Consider the following 23,652-nt stretch of genomic DNA (forward strand, 5'->3'; position numbering starts at 1 on the left):
AAAACCTTATTTAATGATAAATAAGGTTTTGTCAGATTACTGGGCGACTTCCTGCTCACTGGGAGCTGTTTGGGCATCATCACCTGCCACACTCTCGGCAGTGGTCTCATGTGGTGCATCGCTGGTCGCCACGTCACTGGCAACAGGCTGGTCTTCTGCTGACTTTTCTTGGACGGGGGTCTGAGCATCGCCTGCCGAGTTGGCAACTTGTTCGGCTGCTTCTTGTTCGGCGGTGTCGCTGGCGACAGTATCTGCGGTCGCATCAGGGGCGGTCGCTACCGCCACAGCTTCTGCCTTTTGGGCATCGGTGGGGTTGTTCTCTTGCTGGATGAGTTCGTCTAAGGCTCTGCCTGCGGGCGTGGCTGAGACGGTTGCAGGCTCATGGTTGCCCGCTGGGCGTAGCCATGCAAAAACGGCGATACCGCCGATGAGAACCAAAAGTAGAACCACACCAATCAAAGCATGGATGATTTCTTTGGTTGGGTTGTTTTCAGAAGCGTCGTGTGCGTGTGCCATAAATCACCTGTCGTGTTGATGGGTTTGATTTAACCGTTTGTTTGGGCATTTAATGATACGATTTTTAAAACCTTTACAAAGTTTTAAATGTCAAATTTTTAAAATTTTACAGTTTTTAAAATTCACTCATCAAATGCTTACATGAGTTTTATTTTTAAGACATAAATTTTTCTCTATTATATACCAATTTTTACCATTTTGTACAATCCCATATTAAAATTATGGGTAATTTTTACATTTTTTGTCATCAGTCTCGCACGCCATCGCCTTGATAGTACAGTTCATGACTGGCATCATAAAGGTTTTGACGTCTGACGACAAAGCTAAGCCCGATGAGCAACAAGCACAATATCAGTATCGGGTAACTGCCCCATCGCATAAAAGGTGTCGTCCCTGTCATCATCGGCACATCCCCACGCAACACCGTTGGCACAAAAGGGGTCGCTTGGCTGATGATACGTCCCTTATCATCAATAAATGCCGTCACGCCCGTATTGGTCGCCCGTGCAAACCAACGCCCTGTCTCTATGCTTCGCATTTGCACCATTTGTAGGTGTTGCAAAGGACCGGCACTCGTGCCAAACCACGCATCATTTGAGACAGTCAGGAGAAATTGGGTGTCTTTGGCGTTTTTGCGAGTGGTGTCAGGATATGCCACCTCGTAGCACACCGCCGGCCCCATGGGCTGATTTTTGACCAGTAATGGCTTTTGGTTGTCATTGCCACGGCTAAAACTGACTACATCCTGCATGCCTGCCAAATCAGGCAAAATATTCAACATCCCCTCAAAAGGAATGTACTCGCCAAAGGGGACAAGATTTTGCTTTTTATACAGACCACCACTATTCTCACCCAATGCCAACACACTATTATATAGATGTGGATAATCTCGCTCGGCAGGGTCATAATGCTCTATGTCCCGATAAGGAATGCCCATGACCCATGTCGCTCCCTGTGTGCGAGCATGAGTGTGTACGTCATGGATAAACGCCCACGCTTCGTCTTGGAACATGGGAATGGATGCTTCGGGCCACACCACGACATCCTGCCCCCATTCACTCTCTGACAGCTGGGCGTAGATGTTTAGGGTCTCGTGGCGGTATTCGGTTAGCCATTTTAAATCTTGGGGGATGTTGCCCTGCACGAGCGACATGGACAATCTCTCGCCCGTGGGGGTCGTCCATTTGGGGTCAATGACCCACACCAATATGGCAAACAACACCAAAAAAGCACTGATGAACAAAAACCCTAATTTTTGGCGAAACACTTCTACCACACTCGCCCCGAACAGCACCGCCACAAAGCTGATGGCAAATACGCCAAACATCGGTGCCAGCGAGCTTATCCACGCCAAATCGGCAAAAGCATAGCCCACAAACAGCCACGGAAATCCCGTCAGTAGCCATGTCTTTATCCACTCTTGTATCACCCACAAAGATGCAAACGCCAAAGGCTGACGACCCATAAAACGCACAAACATCCACGCCATCACCGCATGGAACAGCCCCATGATAAATGCCATCAGTGCTATCATGATAAGGGCAAGCCATATCGGGATGTTGCCATACTCATGAATGGACGTATAAAGCCAAAACGCCCCCACCGCCCACAGCCCAAAGCCATACGCCTGCCCCACCCAAAACGCACGCCCCGCCTTCTCTTCGCCCACCAGACAAGCATACAGCACCATGGGCGAGAGTATGGCTATCGTCCATAGTTTATAGGGGGCAAGCGACAATGAGAACATCGCTCCTGCCATCAGGCACAACAGAACAGGAATGATGAGTGGCAGGCGTTTTTTGGTGGTGATTTTTTGGCGAGTGGCACGCTTGGCAAGTCGGGAAGCTGGCATGCTGACGGAAGTGGCTTGATGGGTCATGACAAAGAACAAGGCAAATAACCGCTTATTTTAGCAAATTTTCGGGGTAAATGTCATCTTTTCATCCCCAATCGGGCAATCCGAGTGTACCGCCAAGATTGCCAAGGGGGAGTTAATCGGTATACAATACACCCTAACAACCCAAAATAAAGGGGAACGCCATGATTATAGACCTACCACCCCAAACCGAGCAAATCATCGCCCAAGTCGCCAAAGAGCAAGGGCAAAGTGTGCATGATTTTATCGTGATGAGTGCCTACGAAAAAGCAGTACAAGCCATGACGGACAAACCGCAAGCACAGGGCTTGGGCGAGCGTATTCATCTGATTTTTGCAAAGGCGGATTTTCCTGAACTTAGTTTACCGCAACGCACCGATCACCCAAGACACATTGAGTCATGAATGATTTATCAGTCAGCTATTTATTAGATACAGCTAACAAAATTTAATTTTACTACGGAAACCATTCGCCCTAAGCTCGTCAAAAATTCGGTTTCTTTTATGGCTTGACGGGATCGCCATGAATGGAGAGCGTAGCACTTTTTCATTTTGCAGAGTGTACTAATGTTATTTCAGAATTAAATAAGCCAGAACCTAATTTAAATGTCATTCGTTGGCTAAATCAGCACCCCACGGCTTTTATTAGCACCATTACCAAAGCTGAGTTATTGTATGGCGTGGCAAATTTATCTGATGGCAAAAGAAAACGACAACCATCCCAAGCCACCGATGAGATTTTGGCATTATTTGAAAATCACACATTGTCATTTTGCACCAAAAGTGCCGAGCATTATGCCAAAGTCATCAGCGACCGCCAAAAGCAAGGCAGACCTATTTTAATGGCAGACGCATTGATTGCCAGCATTGCCCTTGCCAATGGTTTGACAGTTGTTCCAAGAAACATCAAAGATTTTGATGGTATTGATAAATTAGCACTATTTAACCCTTTTAATCCATGAAAATCAAAATACCCTTTCCCAAACCCCCAATTTTACGGTAAAATTAGGGGTTTTTATTTTATATTCAATTCAAAGCATTTAAAGGTACTCTCATGACCCTACCCACAACCTACACCCCGTCCGAACTTGAACAAAAATGGTACACCACTTGGGAAGACAAGGGCTATTTTCGCCCCACCCTTGATAAGCCAAAATCTTTCTCTATCGCCATTCCTCCGCCAAACGTAACAGGCTCGCTCCATATGGGGCATGGCTTTAATAACACCATTATGGACGCTCTGACTCGCTTTCATCGCATGAAAGGCTACAACACCCTATGGCAACCAGGTACCGACCACGCTGGTATCGCCACGCAAATGGTGGTGGAGCGTCAGCTGGGCTTAGACGGCATTAGCCGTCATGATTTGGGGCGTGAGAAGTTTATTGAAAAAGTGTGGGAATGGAAAGGGCAGTCGGGTGGCAACATCACTCGCCAAATCCGCCGTCTTGGCTCGTCCGTGGACTGGTCTCGTGAACGCTTTACCATGGACGATGATTTATCCAAAGTGGTTAAAGAAGTCTTTGTCCGTTTGCATGATGAAGGCTTGATTTACCGTGGCAAACGCTTGGTAAACTGGGACTGCAAACTGCACACCGCCCTATCCGACCTAGAAGTAGAAAGCGTAGAAGAGCAAGGTAATTTGTGGCATTTTAGATATTATTTTGCCGACAAAAATTTGACAACCCAAGACGGTAAAAATTACCTTGTCGTGGCGACCACACGCCCTGAAACCCTGCTTGGTGATAGTGCCGTGGCGGTACACCCTGAAGATGAACGTTACGCCCATTTGATTGGCAAAACGATTGTCCTACCGATTACGGGGCGTGAAGTGCCGATTGTGGCGGACGATTATGTAGAAAAAGACTTTGGCACAGGGTGTGTCAAAATTACCCCTGCTCACGACTTTAACGACTATGAACTTGGCAAACGCCACAACCTGCCACTCATCAATATTTTTGATGAAAATGCACACGTTAAGGCAGAATTTGACTTTATTGCCAAAGCAGGCGAGCAAATCTCCGACCACATCACCGCACCTAGTGAGTATGCAGGGCTTGACCGTTTTGTCGCTCGTAAAAAACTCGTGGAGCAAGCCCAAAACGAAAACTGGCTTGAAAAAATTGAACCCTACACCCTAAAAGCCCCCCGTGGCGACCGCTCTGGCGTGATTGTTGAGCCACTTTTGACCGACCAATGGTACGTCAAAATCGCCCCCCTTGCCGAGCCTGCCATTCAAGCGGTGCAAAATGGCGACATCAAATTCGTCCCTGAGCAATACACCAATATGTACATGGCGTGGATGCGTGATATTCAAGACTGGTGTATCAGTCGTCAGCTGTGGTGGGGTCATCGCATTCCTGCGTGGTATGATGATAATGGCGGTGTGTATGTGGGGCGTGATGAAGATGAAGTGCGTGCTAAATATGGCTTGGGCGACACCCCCCTTCGTCAAGATGAAGACGTGTTGGACACTTGGTTTAGCTCGGCTCTGTGGACGTTTAGCACGCTGGACTGGACAGGAACAGATGCCGACTTTGACAACACCATTTTACAAAACTTTCACCCCACAAGCGTCCTAGTTACAGGCTTTGACATCATTTTCTTTTGGGTTGCCCGTATGATTATGATGACCTTGCATTTTGTCAAGGACAAGGACGGCAAGCCACAAGTGCCATTTCACACCGTCTATGTGCATGGCTTGGTGCGTGATAGCGAAGGGCAAAAGATGAGTAAATCTAAGGGCAACGTGCTTGACCCCTTGGATTTGATTGACAGTATTGACCTAGAAAGTCTGGTAGCAAAACGCACCACGGGACTTATGAACCCCAAAGATGCGGTTAAAATTGAAAAAGCCACTCGTAAAGAGTTCCCCGAAGGCATTCTTGCCTATGGCACAGATGCGGTGCGTTTTACCTTTGCAAGCCTAGCTAGCACAGGGCGAGACATCAATTTTGACCTAAAACGTGTGGAAGGGTATCGTAACTTTTGTAATAAGATTTGGAACGCCACTCGTTTTGTGTTGATGAATGTAGAAGGTAAGCCAATCAGCGACACGCCCCGCCCCGAGCTGTGGGAGTTGTCCGAAAAATGGATAATAAGCCGACTACAAAAATGCGAGCAAGCGGTGAATTTGGCGTTTGAGACGTATCGTTTTGATTTGGCAAGCCAAGCGATTTATGACTTTATTTGGAATGAATACTGCGACTGGTATGTGGAGCTTGTCAAGCCTATCCTAAACGATGAGAGCGTGCCTGATGAGCGTAAAGCGGAGATTCGCCGTGTGCTGTTGTCGGTGCTGGAAGTTGCTTTGCGTTTGACGCACCCCATTATGCCGTTTATCACCGAAGAGATTTGGCAAACGCTTGCCCCCATGCTTGGGCAGACAGGCGAGAGTATCATGCTTGCCCCATTCCCTGTGCCAAACGATGAACGCATTGACGAGCAAGCCGAAAGCGACATGGCGTGGCTACAAAGTCTTATCGGTGCGGTGCGAAACATTCGTGGCGAGATGAAACTGGGCAATGCCGTGCGTCTGCCTGTGCTACTGCAAGGCGTAACGGACGAAGAGAGAGCGAGCCTTGCACGCATTGAAAGCCAGTTTAAAGCCCTTGCTAAGGTTGAAACGCTAACCATTGTCGGCGATGATGACGAGATTCCATTGTCATCACAAGCCTTGATTGGTTCGCTAAAAGTGCTGGTGCCGATGAAAGGCTTGATTGACCCAACCGCCGAGCTAAACCGCCTAAATAAAGTGCGTGAAAAACTGCAAGCCCAAGCGGACGCAATTAGTAAAAAGCTATCCAATGAAGGATTTGTCGCCAAAGCTCCTGCCCAAGTGGTAGAAGCGGAAAAGGCGAAATTGGCGGAGTTGAACGGGCAAATTGGAGAGATTGAGAAGCAGGTGGGGCAGTTGAGTAGTTTGTAATCCCAATAACGGCAAATAGATTATTTTATAATCTATTTGCCCAATATGCCACTTAGTGATGAAAAAATAAATGAAACCTTTTATAAAATGGGCTGGCGGTAAGAGTTCTTTGCTTGATGAGATTCAAAAACGCTTGCCTGATTTTGTCTATTCACAAGATTTTTGTTTGGTAGAGCCTTTTGTTGGTGGTGGGGCGGTGTCCTTATGGGCATTGTCCGATTTGCCACATCTAAAACAGCTTATCATCAATGATTACAATGCCGATTTAATCAATGTGTATCAAGTCATTAAAAATAATCCTGATGATTTGATAGAATATATTGAAAATTTACAAAATCACTATGATAAATTAACAGATCTAGAAAGCAAAAAACCTTATTTTTATCACAAAAGAGATGTTTTTAATCAAAGAACCAGTAATAATATTGAACAGGCAGGGTTATTTATATTTTTAAATAAATCTGCTTTTAATGGCTTATATCGTGTTAATAAAAACAATCAATTTAATGTCCCCATTGGCAGTTATAAAAAACCAACATTTGTAGATAAAGAAAATATTTTAAATATTTCAAAAAAGCTACAAAATACCAAAATACTAACAGGTGATTTTGAATTGGTTTTGGCTCATTTGCCAAATAATTTTCCCTGCCTATTTTACCTTGATCCGCCTTATCGTCCAATCAGCGATACCGCAAGTTTTACTTCTTATTCCGATAGTGGATTTGATGATAACGAACAAAAACGCTTGGCTAATTTTTGTAAAAAAATAGATGAATTAGGTCATTATTTTTTATTAAGCAATTCCGATCCAAAAAACACCAATTCATCTGATGAATTTTTTGACGAATTATATCAAGGTTTTAAAATAGAGAGAGTACAAGCCAATCGCACCATTAGTGCCAACAGTAATGGTCGCAAAAAGGTAAATGAAATCATGGTCAGCAATGGAGCTTAATATGAAATTAGCATTTGATGATTTTTTAAATAGTATGTCAGAAACCAATGCCACTTTGGATTATTTTACTGATTTTGATAAAGTAAAAAAGAATGTCGCTCAAATTGAGATTCACTTAAACCAGCTTAATTATTTATTAGGAAAAGATGATTTAAAACAAGCAGTTTATGAATTATATGCAGAATGTCCAAATGCGTTTTCTATCTTAGAAATATTAATTGCCGTTAGAAAAAAGGAACAAAAGAAAAGTCTAGATGAGCAAGGTCAAGTGGTAACATTAAATAGCTACTTTCAATCAGCGGATAAAATTATAGATTTTCTTAATAATACAGGGCTTGCTGATGTATTTAGAGATAAAAACATCAAAAATTTGGTTGATTATGTGTTTGGCATTGAAGTAGGCTTAGATACTAATGCCCGAAAAAATCGTGGTGGCGATAATATGTCAAAAGCTGTTCAATTATTATTTGACAATGCAGACATTTATTATAAAAAAGAAGTTAGAAACACCATTTTTACAGACATTGAAAGCCTAGGAGCTGATGTTAAGCAATTTGATTTTGTCATCAAAACCAAAAGAAAAACTTATGTGATTGAAACCAATTATTATAATAGCGGTGGCTCAAAGTTAAATGAAGTTGCCAGAGCTTATACCGATGTCGCCCCAAAAATCAATCAATATCCGCAGTATGAATTTGTTTGGATTACCGATGGGCAAGGGTGGAAAACCGCCAAGAATAAACTACAAGAAGCCTATACTCACATTCCTTGTGTTTATAATTTATATACTTTGCATGATTTTGTTGAGCAAATAAATAGCGAAGGTGTTATAAGGGATTGGTAAAATGAAACTAAATTCTTATTTTGAATCAGATGATAAAAACTTTAATATTTATCAAGGTAATTGTATTGATATTATGTCGCATTTTCAGGACAATTCCATAGATATGATATTTGCCGATCCGCCCTATTTTTTATCCAATGATGGATTAACTTTTAAAAATGGCATTATCCAATCGGTTAATAAAGGCGAATGGGATAAAAATGACAATGAAGCTAGTATTTATAATTTTAATCATGAATGGATAGCACAAGCCAGACGATTATTAAAAGATAATGGAACTATTTGGGTAAGTGGCACACACCATAATATTTTTACTGTTGGTCAAGTATTAAAAGAGAATAATTTTAAAATATTAAATATGATAACTTGGGAAAAACCCAATCCACCGCCCAATTTTTCTTGCCGTTATTTTACTTATTCAAGTGAATGGATAATTTGGGCAAGAAAACATTCTAAGACACCACATTATTTTAACTATGATTTGATGAAAAAACTAAATGGCGATAAACAACAAAAAGACATATGGCGATTGCCTGCGGTGGGTTCTTGGGAGAAAATGCAAGGTAAACACCCTACTCAAAAACCACTCGGTCTTTTGTCTCGTATTATATTATCATCTACCCAAAAAGGCGATTTGATTTTAGATCCATTTTCAGGTTCTGGCACAACAGGCATTGCGTCAATATTGCTTGATAGGAAATATATTGGCATTGAACAAGAATTGAGATTTTTGAAATTATCCAAAAGGCGTTACCAAGCAATGACACTTGAATCAAAATATGAATTTAAACAAAAAATCCGTGAGCAAATCAGTGTGATTTAACCGCAAAAGAAAAAGCCATAGAAATGGCAATCAATGAGAATTATGGTGTACGTTGATACGAATATTTTTTACGTTATGTACGTCAATAATTTAGCAGATTAACCCCCAACAAGCCCCCTTGCCACCCTAAACACCCCACAATGCCCCTCCACCACCGTATCCACATCGTCCGAATAGCCCCCGCCCATGACGACAGCGACAGGTATGCCGTAGCGGTGGGCGACACTTAGCACCATTTCATCACGCTCATGACAGCCCTGCATGGACAGCGACAGCTTACCGAGCTTATCGGTAGCAAGCACGTCCACACCCGCCTGATAAAAGATAAAATCAGGACAAAACTCATGAATTAGCCTAGGCAACGTACCCGCAAGCACGCTCAAATACTCATCATCGCCCGTGCCGTCATCAAGCTCTATGTCTAGGTCGGACGGCGGTTTGATAAAGGGATAGTTCTTTTTGCCGTGCATACTAAACACAAAAACACGGGGGTTATGTGCCATGATAGACGCATTGCCATTACCCTGATGTACGTCCAAATCCACGCTCAAAATGCGTTTGGCTTGCCCCCGTGCCAACAGTAGATTGCTCGCCACGCACACATCATTAAACACACAAAAGCCCTCGCCATGCCCTGCAAATCCATGATGTGTTCCTCCTGATGTGGACAGCGATATGCCGTATTCTTTGGCATATAAGGCACATTCATAGGTGGCGTGCGTGATGTAGCGTTCTCGTTTGACAAGTTCTGCGGACATGGGCAGTCCGATTTTGCGGATTTCTTTGTCCGTTAGCGTGCCTGTTTTTAATTTGTGCCAATAATCAGCGGTGTGGGTGGTTAGGATTTCTTGCTCGGAGAGCAGTTGGGGGTGGAACAGATTGTCAGGCGTGATAACGCCTTCTTGAAGCAGTTTTTGGGGAATTAGGTCGTATTTTGCCATAGGAAAGCGGTGGGACGCTGGCACACTACGGCAAAATAGGGGCGAATGGGCGATTTTTAGCATGGCTTATTGGGCGGTGTGGGTGGGCAGAAAAAATGTCCGCTTTTCATCGTCCACAACCGCCTTTATCTCATCGCCCACGTCCACATAATCCCCTGCAAACTGGCTTGGCTCATCGTCCGCCAGCACAAGCGTCATGATACCCCGAGCCACTTCGGTAAGCCCTGCCAGAGCTTGTAGATAACAGCCGAGCAATTTGTCGGTTAAAGGATTAAATTCCACGTCAAAGGCAATCTTGGCACGCACTTCGCCGTCTGTGGGGTCAAACTCAATCCCGCCAAAGCTCACGTTCATGTTCATCTTGGCAATCTCCATGAGCATGGCGGTATAATGACTCACAGGCACGCTGTCGTCTAATATGCCAAATGCCGAGACAAGCTGATTGTCTTCGTTGATACGAAACACACACGTCCAGTCGTTCTCACGGTCGGTAAAGCCCATGATAAGATGATGTGTGTGTCCGCCGTCATCGGGTGGGCGGTGGTCGTATTTCCAGTCTTGTTTGTCAAGCCACGCCATGATATCGCAGGTTATGGGGTGCGATGTGGGCTTGGCGGTGGGGGCGGTTAGGATTTGTTTGGGTTTGGCGGTTTTTGGGGTATCTGCCCCCTTGTCCGCTACGTTATCCGCTGTCGTGTCCGCTTTTGTGTCGGGTTTGGGTTTTTTAAATAGACTTTTGATTTTTTTAAACATAAGATTGCCTTGATTGTATTTTAAGAAGTTGTATACCTAACGAGCTTGATAATTACCACGCCCCTACATCCACACATCATTGCGTCTGTAATAATTTTAAAATTTCTTGGACGTATTTCAAGAATTAGCATAACAAAAAATAAGGGAATTAAAAAGCATTATTTGGGGTTTTTGGGGATTTTTCAATTTATCTTTAATTATTAAAATCTTTTGGGTGTGGTGGGTCAATCACGGTTTTGCGTAATTTATGGGATAAATTTAAAAATGTGTTTTTATTAAATGGCTAAATTTTAAAATTTGCCAAATCCGCCACATAACATTCAAATTTCCCCCAAAATTTGCTATGATAACACTTTATAATCAAGAACAGCCCCATGACCCATTCAGTAATCCTACAACTACACCAAGTCGCCATTGGACGGGGCGATTTTATCTTGTGCGATGATGTCAATCTCACCCTACACGCAGGCGATGTGTGTCATCTGGTCGGCGAAAACGGACTGGGCAAGACCACCCTACTCAACCAAATCGCAGGACTACTGCCCACCACGCATGGCACGATAAGCAAATCCCCACTGGTGTACGTCTCTCATCAGCTTGGTATTAGCCCTGCCTTGACAGTTAGCCAAAATTTACGGTTTTTGTTTTCGCTGTATGACGTACAAGCGGATAATGACACCATTGATACCGCCCTAGACATGGTCGGGCTATATGGTTTGGGCGATACGTCCAGCATTCAGCTATCGGCAGGACAAAAAAGACGAATCGGACTGGCACGATTATTCATCATGACCCCCACCCACGCCCCCTTATGGCTCCTTGATGAGCCTTTGACCGCCCTAGATGTGGCAATGGTTGCCAAATTAGAAAAACGCATGGGTGAGTTTGCAGACATGGGCGGAGCAATCCTTGCCACGAGCCACCAAGCCATGCAAGGGGCAAACCGTGTGCTAGACTTAGCGGAGTTCGCCCTATGAAAGCTCTACTACAACGAGAATGGCAAATCAAACGTCAAGGGGCGGTGCAGTGGCTGTATCCGTTGGTGCTATTTTTGCTCATCATCACGCTGTTTCCGCTTGCTATCGGGGCAGAGCCTGCCACGCTGTTACGCTTGGCAAGTTCGGCGGTGTGGATAGCGGTGCTGTTGTCGCTCGTTATGGGTATCGAAGAGCTGTTTCGCCCTGATTTTGATAATGGCACGCTTGCCGAGCTTGTCGTCTCAAATGCTCCGCTTGCCACATGGGTCGCTGTGCGGTTGGCGGTGCATTGGCTGTTTAGTGCAGGCTTTGTGGCGGTGTTATCATTTCTGGCGATACCTTTATTTGGCTTGCCTGTGGGCGACACGCTCATGCTGGCGGTGTCTATCATGGTCGGCTCACCCATGCTTCTTATGCTGTCTGCCATCGCAAGCTCGCTCACACTCACCCTAAAAAATGGGGCGGTACTCGTGCCACTCATCGCCCTACCCATGCAACTGCCTGTGCTGATTTTTGCCACAGGGGCGGTCGATTTGCACGCCACAGGGCTAAATGGTTTGCCCATTCTTGCCATGCTCGGGGCAGGCAGTATCTTGGCGGTGATGATAACGCCGTTTGTCATTGCAGGGATTTTAAAAATGGCGTGGGCGGATTGATTGGGGTTTTTGTTTTACAATCATTTAAATTCAAAATACACCACCAAAGGGCATGGAAAGCACGCCCCTACAAAGGTATTTTTTAAGATTTGGGGGTCGGTTCAGACTTACCCCATTTTTATTACCCCCATTTTTATTACCCCATTTTTATAACTTCACTTTTATAACAACGGACTAAACAGTCTCACCGCCCCGTCTAGCAATTTTAAATGCCACTTTCTGGCTTGCCACTCATCAAAAGACAGCTCATCAGAACCTTTTAAATAATCCTGCTGTAACTCATCAATCTCATCAATCAGCCCGTAGCTCTCATTACCCCGATAAATGGCAAGGGTTACTTCCATGTTAAGATAAAAACTTCTCATGTCCATATTGACCGTGCCAAACAGGGCGTATTCTTTATCAATGCTAATGATTTTGCTGTGTAGCAGACCATTTTTATAAAGTGCCAAACGAACCCCTGCCTTTAACAATGGCTCAAAATAGGCTTGGGACGCATATTTGACCAGCTTAGAATCATTGACTTTGGGCATGATGATACACACGTCCACGCCACGGCGTTTGGCACTTAGTAGGGCAAGCATTAACGGTTCATCAGGCACAAAATAGGGCGTGGTAATGACAATCTCACGTTTGGCATGATATAGAGCCGTAACAATGGTCTCATACACCAAATGCCCTGCCAGTTGTGGGGCGGACGGTAACAGTTGTAATTGGACGTTGTGGGTTATGGGGTAGGATTTTTGTGTGGGTGTGGGCGTGGTTAACAGCGTGGCGGTGCGATTGGTGAGTTTGTTGCGGTAGTCGTTGATGATGTTTTTTAAAAAATACACGTTGTCATCGGTCTCGGCACCCATATCAGTCGTGATGACCGCCCCCATGGCTTTGACCACGCCCAAATCCTGCGTATGCACTACCCTTAGCATGACATCAATCCACTGCCCGACATCACTGTCTTGCTTAAAAAACTTAGGGTCTGCCAAATTAAAACTGCCCGTATAGCCGACATGCTCATCGATACACACCAGTTTGCGGTGATTGCGAACATCGGCACGAGCCACCAACGATTTGAACAGTCCCACAGGAAACAGCTCTTCGACACGCACGCCTGCCGATGTCAAGGTGCGATAACGTTCATGGACAAAAAACTTGGCACTGCCCACGCTATCTGCCAACAGCACGCACGACACGCCACGCTCACAAGCACGCTCCAAGGCGTCAAATACGTCCAGCACTTGCCCTTTGGGGTGGACAATATAAAACTCAAGCAACACCGACTCTTGGGCGTTATCAATGTCATCGATGAGTGCGTCAAACACCTGCTCCGCCCCCGACAGCAAAGTTACACTGTGATTGCCCTGCACGCCAAAGCCTGTCTCACGCTCGCCCCTATCTGCCAAGGCTCGCCATTTGTCGTGGGTGATGATGTCTTTATCACTGCCCAGATTGATGTTTTGGTGGCTTGCCAAGTCAATGAGCATGGTCTCAATCATGTCAATGCGGTGCTGATAGCGTTTACTGATGAAAATCTGCCCAAAAATCAGATACAGCACCACCCCCAAATACGGCATGAGTGCCAGCACCGCAATCCACGCAATCGCCACGCCATAGTTCTTTTGATGTATCAAGATATTGGCAATGAACACCAATATGATGATAAAGTGCAAAACGGCTAACAGCTCAAACAGCCAGTGGTTAGAATCTATCATGCAAGCTATCTTAATGGTAAAAGAAACATGGGCGTGGCAGGGCGGTCATGACTCTACCGCCAAACTCTCCATGCTCCATCGTGGCACGCACGCCACCGCCAAATCGTCCGCCTGCCCCATGCTAAGACGGCAATATCCTGCATAGGCTATCATCGCTCCGTTGTCGGTGCATAGGTGCAAGGGGGCATAATGCACGCTCGCCCCCATTTTGGCAAGGGCGGTCTCCAAATGCGTGCGTAGGCTCGCATTGGCAGACACACCCCCTGCGATGACCAGTTGTTTTAGCCCTGTTTGTTTTAGGGCTTTGGTGCATTTTTTGACCAGCGTATCCACCACCGCATACTGAAAACTTGCCGAGATGTCCGCCCGCACCACAGGGTCGGTGTCGCTCCCTTTGGTGTCCTTAATCAGATTATGCACGGCTGTTTTCATGCCACTAAAACTAAAATCCAGCCCCTTACCCATCATTGGGCGTGGCAAGTCATAGGCGTGGGGATTACCCCCTTTGGCAAGTCGCTCCACATTCGGCCCACCGGGGTAAGGCAGACCGAGCATTTTGGCGGTTTTATCAAAACACTCGCCCACCGCATCATCAATACTCTCGCCCAATATCTCATACCGCCCCACGCCGTCTGCTCGCACCAGCATGGTATGACCGCCCGAGACGAGCAGACAAACAAAGGGGAAATTGACCCCTTTATCATTTTCTATCATCGGAGCAAGCAGGTGCCCTTCCATGTGGTGAACGCCAATGGCAGGCACACCAAGCCCATAGGCAAGCGTCCGCCCAAATAACGCCCCTGTCATGAGTGCCCCAATCAAGCCGGGTCCTTTGGTGTAGGCGACCGCATCAATGTCGGATTTGGCGATATTTGCCTTATCTAGGAGTTCGTTAAACAGTGGTACCAGTTTACGAATGTGGTCTCTACTGGCAAGCTCAGGCACGACCCCACCATAAGTGGCGTGTAGCTCAATCTGGCTATACAGCACCTGTGCCAGCACCCCACCTTGACCGCCGTTTAGCTCGCTATCATAAATGGCAAGCCCTGTCTCATCGCAGGACGTTTCTAAACCTAATACTTTCATGATTTGTTTTCCAAAAATTTGGGGTATTATAGCATTTTTTAGATGATTGGCATTTGGATAAAGATTTTTGATTTTTAATATGTTAAATTTTATTTTATAAATCATTGATAAGATTAAAATTATTTAAAAATCACAATCCGCCCCTACCAATTACCCATCCTTTATTATAAACTAAATACCCTTTTATCATTTAAAAAGACAAACCATGCCAACCACTCCCAAATCCCCCCTTATCATCGGCTTAACAGGCGGTATCGGTAGCGGAAAAACTGCCGTGAGCGACCATTTTGCCACGCTCGGCATAGACGTGATAGATGCTGACGTGATTAGCCATGCCATCACCGCCAAAGGCTCGCCTGTGTTAGATGAGCTTGCCCACGCCTTTGGGGCGGATATTCTCACGGACGGCGTGCTTGACCGCACTTACCTGCGTGAGCTTGTCTTTGCTGACCCCGCCAAACTTGCCACGCTAAACGCCATTACCCACCCTGCCATACGCACCCAAATCAAGCACGAGCTTGACCACGCCAGTAGCCCCTACGCCATATTGTCCGCCCCGCTTTTATTAGAGAGCATCAAAGACGATGATAAAGGCTTGACTGCTTTTTGTGATAGGATTTTGATCGTGGACGTGCCGATAGAGCTGCAAATACAGCGAGCCAGCAGACGAGACGGACAGAGCGATAAGGACATTTTGGCAATCATTGACAAGCAAATCCGCCGAGATATACGCCTATCTTATGCCGATGACGTGATAGATAATACAGGCAGTTTGGATAATTTATACCGCCAAATCAATGCATTACATAAAAAATATCTGGCCATGGCAAATGATTTGGCAAAAGATAAATGATTTAAAAAGCACCTTGTAAGCAAATGCTTACACGCATTGATGACATTGGCGTATTTTCTTAGGGGCTAGATTTTGGCATAATACACCCATCAGCAAGGATATGGCAAATGGATAAGCCAACATGGAAGACCGCTGATATTATGGAAGCCCTTATGGATAACGCAAGTAGCAAAACCCCTATGAAACCACAAACTCCCCCAAGTTTGTGGTTTTGTTTTTTAGCCATTTTATAATCATAAATACGGTTAAAAAGCAAGGTGCATACCACGCACCTTCCAAATAAAAAATCATATTGGTACATGATATACACCCCACCACCAAACAAAAGTTGACAGCTCAGCGACTACCCAAATACAGCCCCACCATCGCCACGAGATACAACAGTCCTACATACGCCAACACATTGACCCACACAGGTTGGGGCGAGCATTTATGCCGTAAACCCCAATTTAACCACGCAAACACAGGGGCGAACAAAAACGACAAAGTCATGGCAAAGGCAATCATCTTACCCACCATGCCCCCAAACAGCCCAATGACCACCCCTGCCATCAACAGCGAGCCTAATGTCCAGTAACGAAGGTGTTTTTGTTGGGTGTTGTCATCAAGCGGTCGGTTTTGTAAAATCGCCACCGCCTGCTGATTGCCCCGTGAATAGCCGTCCACCGCCACGATTGTCGTACCATAGATACACACAAACGCCACAAAGAGCATGGGCAGACGTGTCCACTCGCCAATGGCGTGGGCGTACATACCCACGAACTCACCGACAAATTTACCGCCTTGCAACGGCTCGCCATCGCCTATCGCCACCATCGCCCCCAACGCCATAAACATAAGTGCCAGCACCACACTCACGGCATAGCTGACATTAAAATCACGGCGATAGCGGTGCTTATAGTCGGGGTTGATTTTGTTTTTTTCGGCAATCCACAGCGAGCTTGACACACTAAGCTCCATCGGAGCAGGCATCCAGCCCATCAGTGCCACCAAAAACGGCACGGCACTCCACACCCATGGGGACGGGGGCGACACAGGGGCAGACGGTGTGGGATTTGCCATGACCATGACAAGGGCGACCAGCGTGATGACACTTAGGGCAAGCATGATAAATTTGGAGATGTGGTCAAGTTTTTGGTATTGTTTGCCAAAGATGAGCCACACAAAACTTATCATGATAATCGCATTTAACATTGGCAACGGCACGCCCTGTCCCATCATCATGCCAAGCAGTACCGCCGACAGTAGCGTACCCCCTGCGACATTGACGACTGTGGCGAACATATTAAACACCAAAAACAGCATGAGATAGCCACGCCCACGCTCGGCATAGCCTGCCAGTAGCGTTTTGTCGTTTTGGTTGGCATAGTCAAAGGCAAGGCGAAAAAAGGGATATTTTAAGGCATTGACCAGCACAATCAGCCCTGCCAATTGCCAGCCATAATACACGCCTGCTTGTGTGGACGCAATAATGTGCGAACCGCCCACACAGGACGACGCCATGATGATACCAGGTCCATACTGGCTAAAAAATGCGGATTTGGGCGGTGTGGATAAAGTAGTGAGTTTGGTTGTCATGATAAACCCCGATAAATAAAGGGCAACCCATGACCGTCCACACCAAAAACTACCCTGATGATGACCACCAAGGATAAAGACAATAAGAATGACACGATTAGTTTCCTACGCCAGTATTAACTGTATCAGGTTCACGGGTATTTCTCAGCCGTCATGGACAGCACCCCGACTAATGGAGCGGTTATTGTATAAAATTTCACCCAGCTTGACAATATCATTTTGCCAATTTTTAGCATAAAAAAACACCTTGATAGCCATCAAGGTGTTTATCATTCATGCCGTCATATTAGGCAGGGATACGCAACACTTGACCCACATAGATTTTGTCAGGGTGAGATAGTAGCGGTTGGTTCGCTTCAAAGATTTTGTTGTACTCGTTGGCATTGCCGTACATTTCTTTGGCGATTTTAGATAAGGTATCGCCTGATTTGACGGTATAAAAACGAGACTCAGGCTCTGGGGTTGCCACAGTTAATTGGTCGTCCACTTGGGCGACGTGCTGAACGTTACCGGCAGCAAGCACCGCTTTTTCACGGTCGGCTTGCGATGCGGCCATACCTGACAGGACAACCGTATCAGTATTACCATTATAGTTGACCTTTAAGCCAGTGATATTAGCATTAGCTTGCACACGAGCCAACAGCAAATTGGCAATCTCTTGGGCGCTAGGCTCAGCAGGAGCTGATGTTGTTGGTGTAGGGGTTGTTGGGGCTGATTGCTCTTTTTTATTGCGGTTAAATACTTTATCGCCGATGTCTTTGGCAAAACTAAAAATACCCATGATGGCTCCTTATTTGGATTTGATAGAAAGTGTGTTGACGTTTAGCATGGTTTGTCTAGCAACCATCCTTAAACTCCCTGCTATCTTAGTATAAAATGATAAAAATTTGCACTGTATTTATGCGTAAAATTGTTATACTTATGTAGGGCATGCCTACCCTTTATAACACAATTTAATATTCAGAAATTTTATAGCAATAAAATGATGCTTTTGCATGAAAAATGGCTATCCGACCACTTAAATTTAAAAAATTAAGTAAAAAATCTTAAAAATTTACCCAGTTTAAGTGGTCGGATTGTTTTTCATCGTCAAAAACTTGCTTGATAGAATGACTATCAACCTGCGTTTTTTCCTTGAAAAACGGGCGATTCCCCTGCTTTTTTAAACAGGCATTTTTCATTACAAACATAAAAGGCAGGCGCGCCCTAATGACATAAAAAACCACTTTTTAAAACTAAAAAGTGGTGTGTGTTTGACTTCTGCCTGGCTTATACTTTGGCAGACACGTAGTCAATGGCTTTTTGAACAGTGGTCAGCTCAGCTGAATCTTCGTCGGGAATGGTAATACCAAACTCATTTTCAAACGCCATCACAAGCTCCACTAGGTCAAGAGAGTCTGCACCTAGGTCGTCCATGAAAGACGCTGCATTGTTAATCTCGTCAGCATTTAGGCTAAGTTGCTCAGCAACGGCTGCTTTTACTTTGGCTTCGATATCGCTCATAAGAGTATCCTTTTTAACATGGGAATTTAAGAAAATCAGCACCAATGATTTGATGACTGAAAACTTGTGTATGATAAAACATTTTTGTCATTTGTGCAAGTGCTATTAGTACGCTCGTTCACAAATTTACATAAAATCGTGACGTACACGTGACAAATCACATGTACATGCCACCATTGACCGCCAGCACTTCGCCAGTGATGTAGCTTGCCCCATCACTTGCCAAAAACGACACCGCCGCGGCAATCTCCTCAGGCTGAGCCATACGCCCAAGCGGTACAGCGTCCAACATGGAGTTTACCAAACGCTCGTCTAGCTCTTCGGTCATGTCTGTCTCTACAAAGCCAGGAGCGACACAGTTTACCGTTACGCCACGAGAGCCAATCTCACGAGCCAACGCACGGGTAAAGCCCTCCACGCCTGCCTTGGACGCGGCATAGTTGGTCTGACCTGCATTACCCATCTGCCCGACCACGGATGTGACGTTAATGATACGTCCAGAGCGGGCTTTCATCATGCCACGCACCGCACGGCGACTCATGCGATAGATGGCGGTCAAGTTGGTGTCAAGCACGCTCGCCCAGTCTTCATCTTTCATTCGCATGAGCAGACCATCTTTGGTAATGCCTGCGTTATTGACCAGTACATTGACCGAACCATACACACTATCAATCTCTTCAAAGAGCTTATCAATCGCCGCATCATCACAGACATCAAGCACACGCCCGATACCGCCCGACTCAGACAGATACTCTTCTATCGCTTCTGCCCCACGCTCGCTGGTGGCGGTGCCAATGACAAAATGCCCTTCGCTGGCAAACTGCTCGGCAATGGCACGTCCGATACCACGGCTCGCCCCTGTGACTAGGATAATCTTACGACTCATCTAATTGCTCCAATTTTTCTAAACGTGCTAATTTGTCCGTCGGCAAAGCGACAATCGGTGTCTCTTGGCGTTTGGCAAGGTTGGATAGGACATTGCCCGGCCCGCATTCAATCACAACATCGATTTGTTTATCGGCAAGTTTTTGCATGGTTTGTGACCACAACACCGGCATGGATAACTGTTCGGTCAAGGCGGTCTTGATGTCGTTGGCATGCTTATGCACTTGGGCATGACGGTTTTGGATGACGGGGATTTGGGCGGTGGCAAATTCGGTCTCATCCAAAAGTTTTGCCAATGCATCACTGGCAGGGTTCATCAGCTCACAGTGCGATGGCACAGAGACTTTGAGTGGCACCGCCTTTTTGCCCAGTGCTTCTACCGCTGACAGCACATGGCTCACACCCACTTGTGTGCCTGCAATCACCACTTGACCAGGGCTATTAAAGTTGGCAGGACCTACAATGCCTGCGTTTTCGGTAGCATCTTCGCACAGACTGGCGACCTGCTCATCATCTAATCCTAGCACCGCCGCCATCTGCGTATCTATCCCTGCCACCGCCCTTGTCATGAGCTTACCACGCTCATGCACAAGCTTGACCGCATCTGTCAGGCTAAGCACGCCACTTGCCACCAATGCCGAGTACTCACCGAGCGAATGCCCTGCCAAACACAGCGGTGTTATTCCCTGTGCTGACAGTTTGTCTTTGACAATCTGCCAAATCGCCACGCTCGCCGTAAGCAGAGCAGGCTGAGTAAATTCGGTCTTGTTTAGGCGACTCTCATCATGGGTTATCTCCCACAAATCCACGCCCAACGCACCACTTGCTTCGTCAAACGTAGTCTTTACCACACTAAAATGCTCGGCAAGCTCATCCATCATGCCAATGGTCTGCGAGCCTTGACCGGGGAAAATCACTGCCACACGTTTTGTTGTCATGTTACACCATTTACACCATTTTTTATCAAACATTCATCAGGCTGATGAACCAAACATTTTACCTTGACTTCCTCCCCGCCCTAAGTGCGGGGATTCCTTCTACAAGACGGTGAAGCCCCACCGCAAGCCTAAGATAGTGGCAACCGCCCGTACGACACACCGTACATCTTAGGTTCTTATTTTAAGCTAATCCTACTGTTAGGATTGTCATAGACACAAATTAGCTTAAGTGTGTGTTTAAAAACGTCTTACCAGTTAAGTTACTGCGTACTCGCAATTTAGTCTTAACTTAACTGTGGAATGTAAGACATTGAATATAGTGAGATGAGTATAGCAAAACTTATCGCATTTAACAATTGTCTTATATCCACCGCCCAAAGTCGCAGGTTTACGGCAACGGAGGATAATTTAAAGAGATTTTAAATAAAAAGCCAAGCTCATGGGTCATGAAACTTGGCCAGATTCGGTATTTACAAGGTAAATCCAAACAAATTAGCTTTCGGCGGCTACTTTAAATAGCTGACGACCACGGTAAAAACCGTCTTTGGTCGCATGGTGACGAATGTGTTTTTCGCCAGTGGTAGAATCAATGCTTAGAGTAGCAACGCTGATACGGTCGTGAGAACGACGCATATCACGGCGTGAACGGCTTTTGCGGTTTTGTTGAACTGCCATGATAGCTCCTAAAATAAAGTACGGCAAATGACTGCCAAATTTAAATGAAAGTGGGTATCTGTGGCGGTAGCATCATTTTCGCCTAATCAAATGGGTGCAGATACATTAAACGCCCTATTATACCAAAAATTTGACATTTTAAAAGCCCATTTTTGCAAAATTTACAAAATATTGGCTTAACCCGACAGCTTGCCCTTTAACTGCCCCAACACAGCAAAGGGATTCTCGGCAGGTTCATCCGCCACGTCGCCCACGCTGTCTGTATGCATATCACAATCATCATGGCGTGGCGAGAGCGGAATGGCAAGCAACAACTCATCTTCTAGCATGTCCGCCACAGGAATCATTTTTTTATCATCAAGACAAACCTCATCTAACAGGACATAATCTGCCGTCTCATCTAGGGCATTTAGGTAGCCAATTTTATTTTCGCTGTCTAAGATTGCCATGCGGTAATTGCCCGAGACATCCACAGGCATGGGGTCAAGACAGCGTTGGCACGCCACGGACAGCGTCGCTTTGACATCATAGGTTAGCCACAGGATTTTGTCTTGTCGGGCGAGCGTCAAGGCAACGCTTAGCAAATCACCACTAGCGATAACCTGCCCTGCTAGGCGTGGCAAGGCAGTCATAGGAACATCGCCCTGCCATGTAAAGCCGATGTCTGCCCATTTGTCAAAGGCGATGTTTTGGGGCAGTGTGCCTGATTGGTTCATGGGTGCGGTCATCTTGTCTTCATCATAAAAATTTGGCTTATTATTTCATAAAACCTGCCAAAATTCACGCAAAATTTGTGGGGCGTGGTATAATTTTTGTTTTTAGATTCAGATAAACCCCATGAGCACCACTGATTTTAGCAAGCTGGGTCTGCACGCCCAAACATCACTTTGGCAAGCCTTTTATGATGACAAAACCATACAGGCGTGCGTGGCAGACGTGTGCCGTTTTGATGAGACATATCGCACGCTAAAACGGACGTGGCAAACCCTAAGCGATGATGAGCATGAACAGACCGACTGGCTCATCGCCCTATTTAACCATCTCTACCAGCACAGTGCCATGCCGACCCTGCTCGTGCGTGGCGAGAGCGAACCTGAATACTTTGCCAGCAAAGACGGCATGCCTGCCCGCATTGAGTTCGCTCATGGGTTCTTCCAAAGTGCGTTGCATGAGATAAGTCATTGGTGCGTGGCAGGGGCAACACGCAGGGGACTTGATGATTTTGGCTATTGGTACTGCCCTGACGGGCGAGATGAGATGACCCAACGCCAGTTTGAGAAGGTAGAAATCAAACCCCAAGCCATCGAATGCCTGCTGTCATTGGCGTTGGGGCGGTATTTTTATGTCTCAGCGGACAACCTAAATGCCGATTTTGACACATCAAACAGCACCTTTGCCACAGACGTGTACGCCCAAGCTCATGCCTATTTGCAAAATCCACACGCACCGTCTCACCCTTTATCCAAAGATGCCAAACGCCTGATTTGGGTGTGTTTAGACATGAATATGGCAAGGCAGGGGGTGATTTGTAAATATCATTTATCCCACAAATCCATCTAACACATTATCAGTTTATAAGGACAATCCATGAAAACACTCTACATCCACCCTGACAACCCCCAACCCCGTCTGATAGACGAAACGGCAACTGCCTTATCATCGGGCAAAGTCATCATCATACCGACCGAGTGTGGCTACCGTTTCGCCTTTGGGATGAGTGCCAAAGACGCCTTTGAACGCTTGGTGCGTGTGGGGTCGGATGAGTCTGATTTGCTGTTGGTGTGTCAAAACATCAGTCAGCTGTCGGATGTGGCGGTCGTGGCAAATGACGCTTTTCGCACCCTAAAAAGCGACTTTACACCCCAGCACGCCTTTATCTTGGAGCCAACCAAAGCGGTCAATAAAAAAATCATCAGCAAAAAATCACTTCGCTTTACCACATCTGCCACGCCCGTGATGACGGCATTGTTAGAACAAATTGGCGAGCCGTTTTTTATCGCCCCACTCGTCTATCAAGGCGAGCCTGTCAGCGAGCATTATGACATCACGGACAAATTAGACTCACAAGCAGACATCTTTGTGGATGTGGGCGTGATTGATGATGTTGAGATAAGCGTGGTTGATTTGACGGGTTAGGATTTGTTTTTATTGGTAGAT

General features: G+C 45.9%; 24 protein-coding genes and 1 riboswitch. Of the genes, 11 read left to right on the forward strand and 13 right to left on the reverse strand.

From position 1 onward, the window contains the following. Positions 1–36: 36 nt before the first annotated feature. Positions 37–516, reverse strand: coding sequence for a hypothetical protein (locus tag IM753_RS06520; RefSeq protein ID WP_194108961.1), 480 nt, complete (start codon positions 514–516; stop codon positions 37–39). A 247-nt stretch (positions 517–763) separates the two neighbouring features. Then, positions 764–2,395 (reverse strand): apolipoprotein N-acyltransferase, encoded by a 1,632-nt coding sequence (lnt, locus tag IM753_RS06525; protein ID WP_370582831.1) that lies wholly within the window; start codon positions 2,393–2,395, stop codon positions 764–766. A 161-nt stretch (positions 2,396–2,556) separates the two neighbouring features. Here lnt and IM753_RS06530 point away from each other — a divergent pair, with 161 nt between their 5' ends. The 6 genes from IM753_RS06530 to IM753_RS06555 all read left to right on the forward strand — a co-directional run bounded on the left by IM753_RS06530 (position 2,557) and on the right by IM753_RS06555 (position 8,941). Then, positions 2,557–2,796, forward strand: coding sequence for a DUF1778 domain-containing protein (locus IM753_RS06530; RefSeq protein ID WP_065255272.1), 240 nt, complete (start codon positions 2,557–2,559; stop codon positions 2,794–2,796). A gap of 122 nt (positions 2,797–2,918) precedes the next feature. Beyond that, positions 2,919–3,353 (forward strand): type II toxin-antitoxin system VapC family toxin, encoded by a 435-nt coding sequence (locus IM753_RS06535; protein WP_065255271.1) that lies wholly within the window; start codon positions 2,919–2,921, stop codon positions 3,351–3,353. A 92-nt stretch (positions 3,354–3,445) separates the two neighbouring features. Further along, positions 3,446–6,319: a valine--tRNA ligase gene (locus IM753_RS06540; RefSeq protein WP_194108950.1), complete on the forward strand. Its 2,874-nt coding sequence runs from the start codon at positions 3,446–3,448 to the stop codon at positions 6,317–6,319. A 70-nt stretch (positions 6,320–6,389) separates the two neighbouring features. Further along, the gene (locus IM753_RS06545; RefSeq protein ID WP_065255269.1) at positions 6,390–7,274 is read left to right on the forward strand and encodes a DNA adenine methylase; all 885 of its coding nucleotides are present in this window, start codon (positions 6,390–6,392) and stop codon (positions 7,272–7,274) included. A gap of 1 nt (position 7,275) precedes the next feature. Next, positions 7,276–8,118, forward strand: a complete 843-nt coding sequence (locus IM753_RS06550) for a type II restriction endonuclease (protein ID WP_065255268.1) — start codon at positions 7,276–7,278, stop codon at positions 8,116–8,118. Between the two features lies 1 nt (position 8,119). Further along, entirely contained in the window at positions 8,120–8,941 is an 822-nt protein-coding gene (locus IM753_RS06555; protein WP_065255267.1) for a site-specific DNA-methyltransferase, read from the forward strand. Positions 8,942–9,039: 98 nt separating this feature from the next. Here the strand turns inward: IM753_RS06555 and IM753_RS06560 are convergent, their stop codons facing one another. Next, positions 9,040–9,945, reverse strand: a complete 906-nt coding sequence (locus IM753_RS06560) for a histone deacetylase (RefSeq protein WP_194108951.1) — start codon at positions 9,943–9,945, stop codon at positions 9,040–9,042. A 3-nt stretch (positions 9,946–9,948) separates the two neighbouring features. Next, positions 9,949–10,635 carry a hypothetical protein gene (locus IM753_RS06565; RefSeq protein WP_194108952.1) on the reverse strand — a complete coding sequence of 229 codons (687 nt, stop codon included), beginning with the start codon at positions 10,633–10,635 and terminating at the stop codon, positions 9,949–9,951. A gap of 374 nt (positions 10,636–11,009) precedes the next feature. On the opposite strand from IM753_RS06565, the gene ccmA reads away from it, so the two are divergent. Together ccmA and IM753_RS06575 are read left to right on the forward strand one after the other, a co-directional pair. After that, on the forward strand, positions 11,010–11,612 hold the full coding sequence (gene ccmA / locus IM753_RS06570) for a heme ABC exporter ATP-binding protein CcmA (protein ID WP_065255264.1): 603 nt from the start codon (positions 11,010–11,012) through the stop codon (positions 11,610–11,612). After that, a complete protein-coding gene (locus IM753_RS06575; protein WP_065255263.1) occupies positions 11,609–12,268 on the forward strand; it encodes a heme exporter protein CcmB in 660 nt (219 codons plus the stop codon). The genes ccmA and IM753_RS06575 overlap by 4 nt, the downstream gene beginning before the upstream one ends. Before the next feature lie 161 nt (positions 12,269–12,429). Here the strand turns inward: IM753_RS06575 and cls are convergent, their stop codons facing one another. Then, complete coding sequence (gene cls, locus IM753_RS06580; protein ID WP_194108953.1) at positions 12,430–13,977, reverse strand: cardiolipin synthase; 1,548 nt, start codon at positions 13,975–13,977, stop codon at positions 12,430–12,432. A gap of 45 nt (positions 13,978–14,022) precedes the next feature. Further along, a complete protein-coding gene (tsaD, locus tag IM753_RS06585) occupies positions 14,023–15,063 on the reverse strand; it encodes a tRNA (adenosine(37)-N6)-threonylcarbamoyltransferase complex transferase subunit TsaD (protein WP_065255260.1) in 1,041 nt (346 codons plus the stop codon). Positions 15,064–15,268: 205 nt separating this feature from the next. Here tsaD and coaE point away from each other — a divergent pair, with 205 nt between their 5' ends. Further along, positions 15,269–15,916 carry a dephospho-CoA kinase gene (gene coaE, locus IM753_RS06590; protein ID WP_194108954.1) on the forward strand — a complete coding sequence of 216 codons (648 nt, stop codon included), beginning with the start codon at positions 15,269–15,271 and terminating at the stop codon, positions 15,914–15,916. A 336-nt stretch (positions 15,917–16,252) separates the two neighbouring features. On the opposite strand, the gene IM753_RS06595 is transcribed toward coaE, so the two are convergent. The 7 genes from IM753_RS06595 to IM753_RS06625 all read right to left on the reverse strand — a co-directional run bounded on the left by IM753_RS06595 (position 16,253) and on the right by IM753_RS06625 (position 22,223). Next, positions 16,253–17,494 (reverse strand): NRAMP family divalent metal transporter, encoded by a 1,242-nt coding sequence (locus IM753_RS06595; RefSeq protein ID WP_194108955.1) that lies wholly within the window; start codon positions 17,492–17,494, stop codon positions 16,253–16,255. 85 nt (positions 17,495–17,579) lie between these two features. Then, positions 17,580–17,672, reverse strand: a riboswitch (TPP riboswitch). Between the two features lie 108 nt (positions 17,673–17,780). Beyond that, positions 17,781–18,275: a peptidoglycan-binding protein LysM gene (gene lysM / locus IM753_RS06600; protein WP_062498365.1), complete on the reverse strand. Its 495-nt coding sequence runs from the start codon at positions 18,273–18,275 to the stop codon at positions 17,781–17,783. 488 nt (positions 18,276–18,763) lie between these two features. Next, a complete protein-coding gene (acpP, locus tag IM753_RS06605; protein ID WP_029103911.1) occupies positions 18,764–18,997 on the reverse strand; it encodes an acyl carrier protein in 234 nt (77 codons plus the stop codon). Between the two features lie 157 nt (positions 18,998–19,154). Beyond that, entirely contained in the window at positions 19,155–19,883 is a 729-nt protein-coding gene (gene fabG, locus IM753_RS06610) for a 3-oxoacyl-ACP reductase FabG (RefSeq protein ID WP_029103912.1), read from the reverse strand. Beyond that, positions 19,873–20,820 (reverse strand): ACP S-malonyltransferase, encoded by a 948-nt coding sequence (gene fabD / locus IM753_RS06615; RefSeq protein WP_194108956.1) that lies wholly within the window; start codon positions 20,818–20,820, stop codon positions 19,873–19,875. The genes fabG and fabD overlap by 11 nt, the downstream gene beginning before the upstream one ends. Before the next feature lie 492 nt (positions 20,821–21,312). Next, a complete protein-coding gene (gene rpmF, locus IM753_RS06620; RefSeq protein WP_029103914.1) occupies positions 21,313–21,495 on the reverse strand; it encodes a 50S ribosomal protein L32 in 183 nt (60 codons plus the stop codon). A gap of 176 nt (positions 21,496–21,671) precedes the next feature. Continuing rightward, on the reverse strand, positions 21,672–22,223 hold the full coding sequence (locus IM753_RS06625) for a DUF177 domain-containing protein (RefSeq protein ID WP_194108957.1): 552 nt from the start codon (positions 22,221–22,223) through the stop codon (positions 21,672–21,674). Positions 22,224–22,332: 109 nt separating this feature from the next. Between IM753_RS06625 and IM753_RS06630 the strand changes: the two genes are divergently transcribed. Both IM753_RS06630 and IM753_RS06635 read left to right on the forward strand, forming a co-directional pair. Beyond that, a complete protein-coding gene (locus IM753_RS06630) occupies positions 22,333–23,055 on the forward strand; it encodes an elongation factor P hydroxylase (protein ID WP_194108958.1) in 723 nt (240 codons plus the stop codon). Positions 23,056–23,082: 27 nt separating this feature from the next. Then, positions 23,083–23,631, forward strand: coding sequence for a Sua5/YciO/YrdC/YwlC family protein (locus tag IM753_RS06635; RefSeq protein WP_194108959.1), 549 nt, complete (start codon positions 23,083–23,085; stop codon positions 23,629–23,631). Positions 23,632–23,652 lie beyond the last annotated feature (21 nt).

Source organism: Moraxella sp. K127, assembly GCF_015223095.1.
GTDB lineage: Bacteria > Pseudomonadota > Gammaproteobacteria > Pseudomonadales > Moraxellaceae > Moraxella.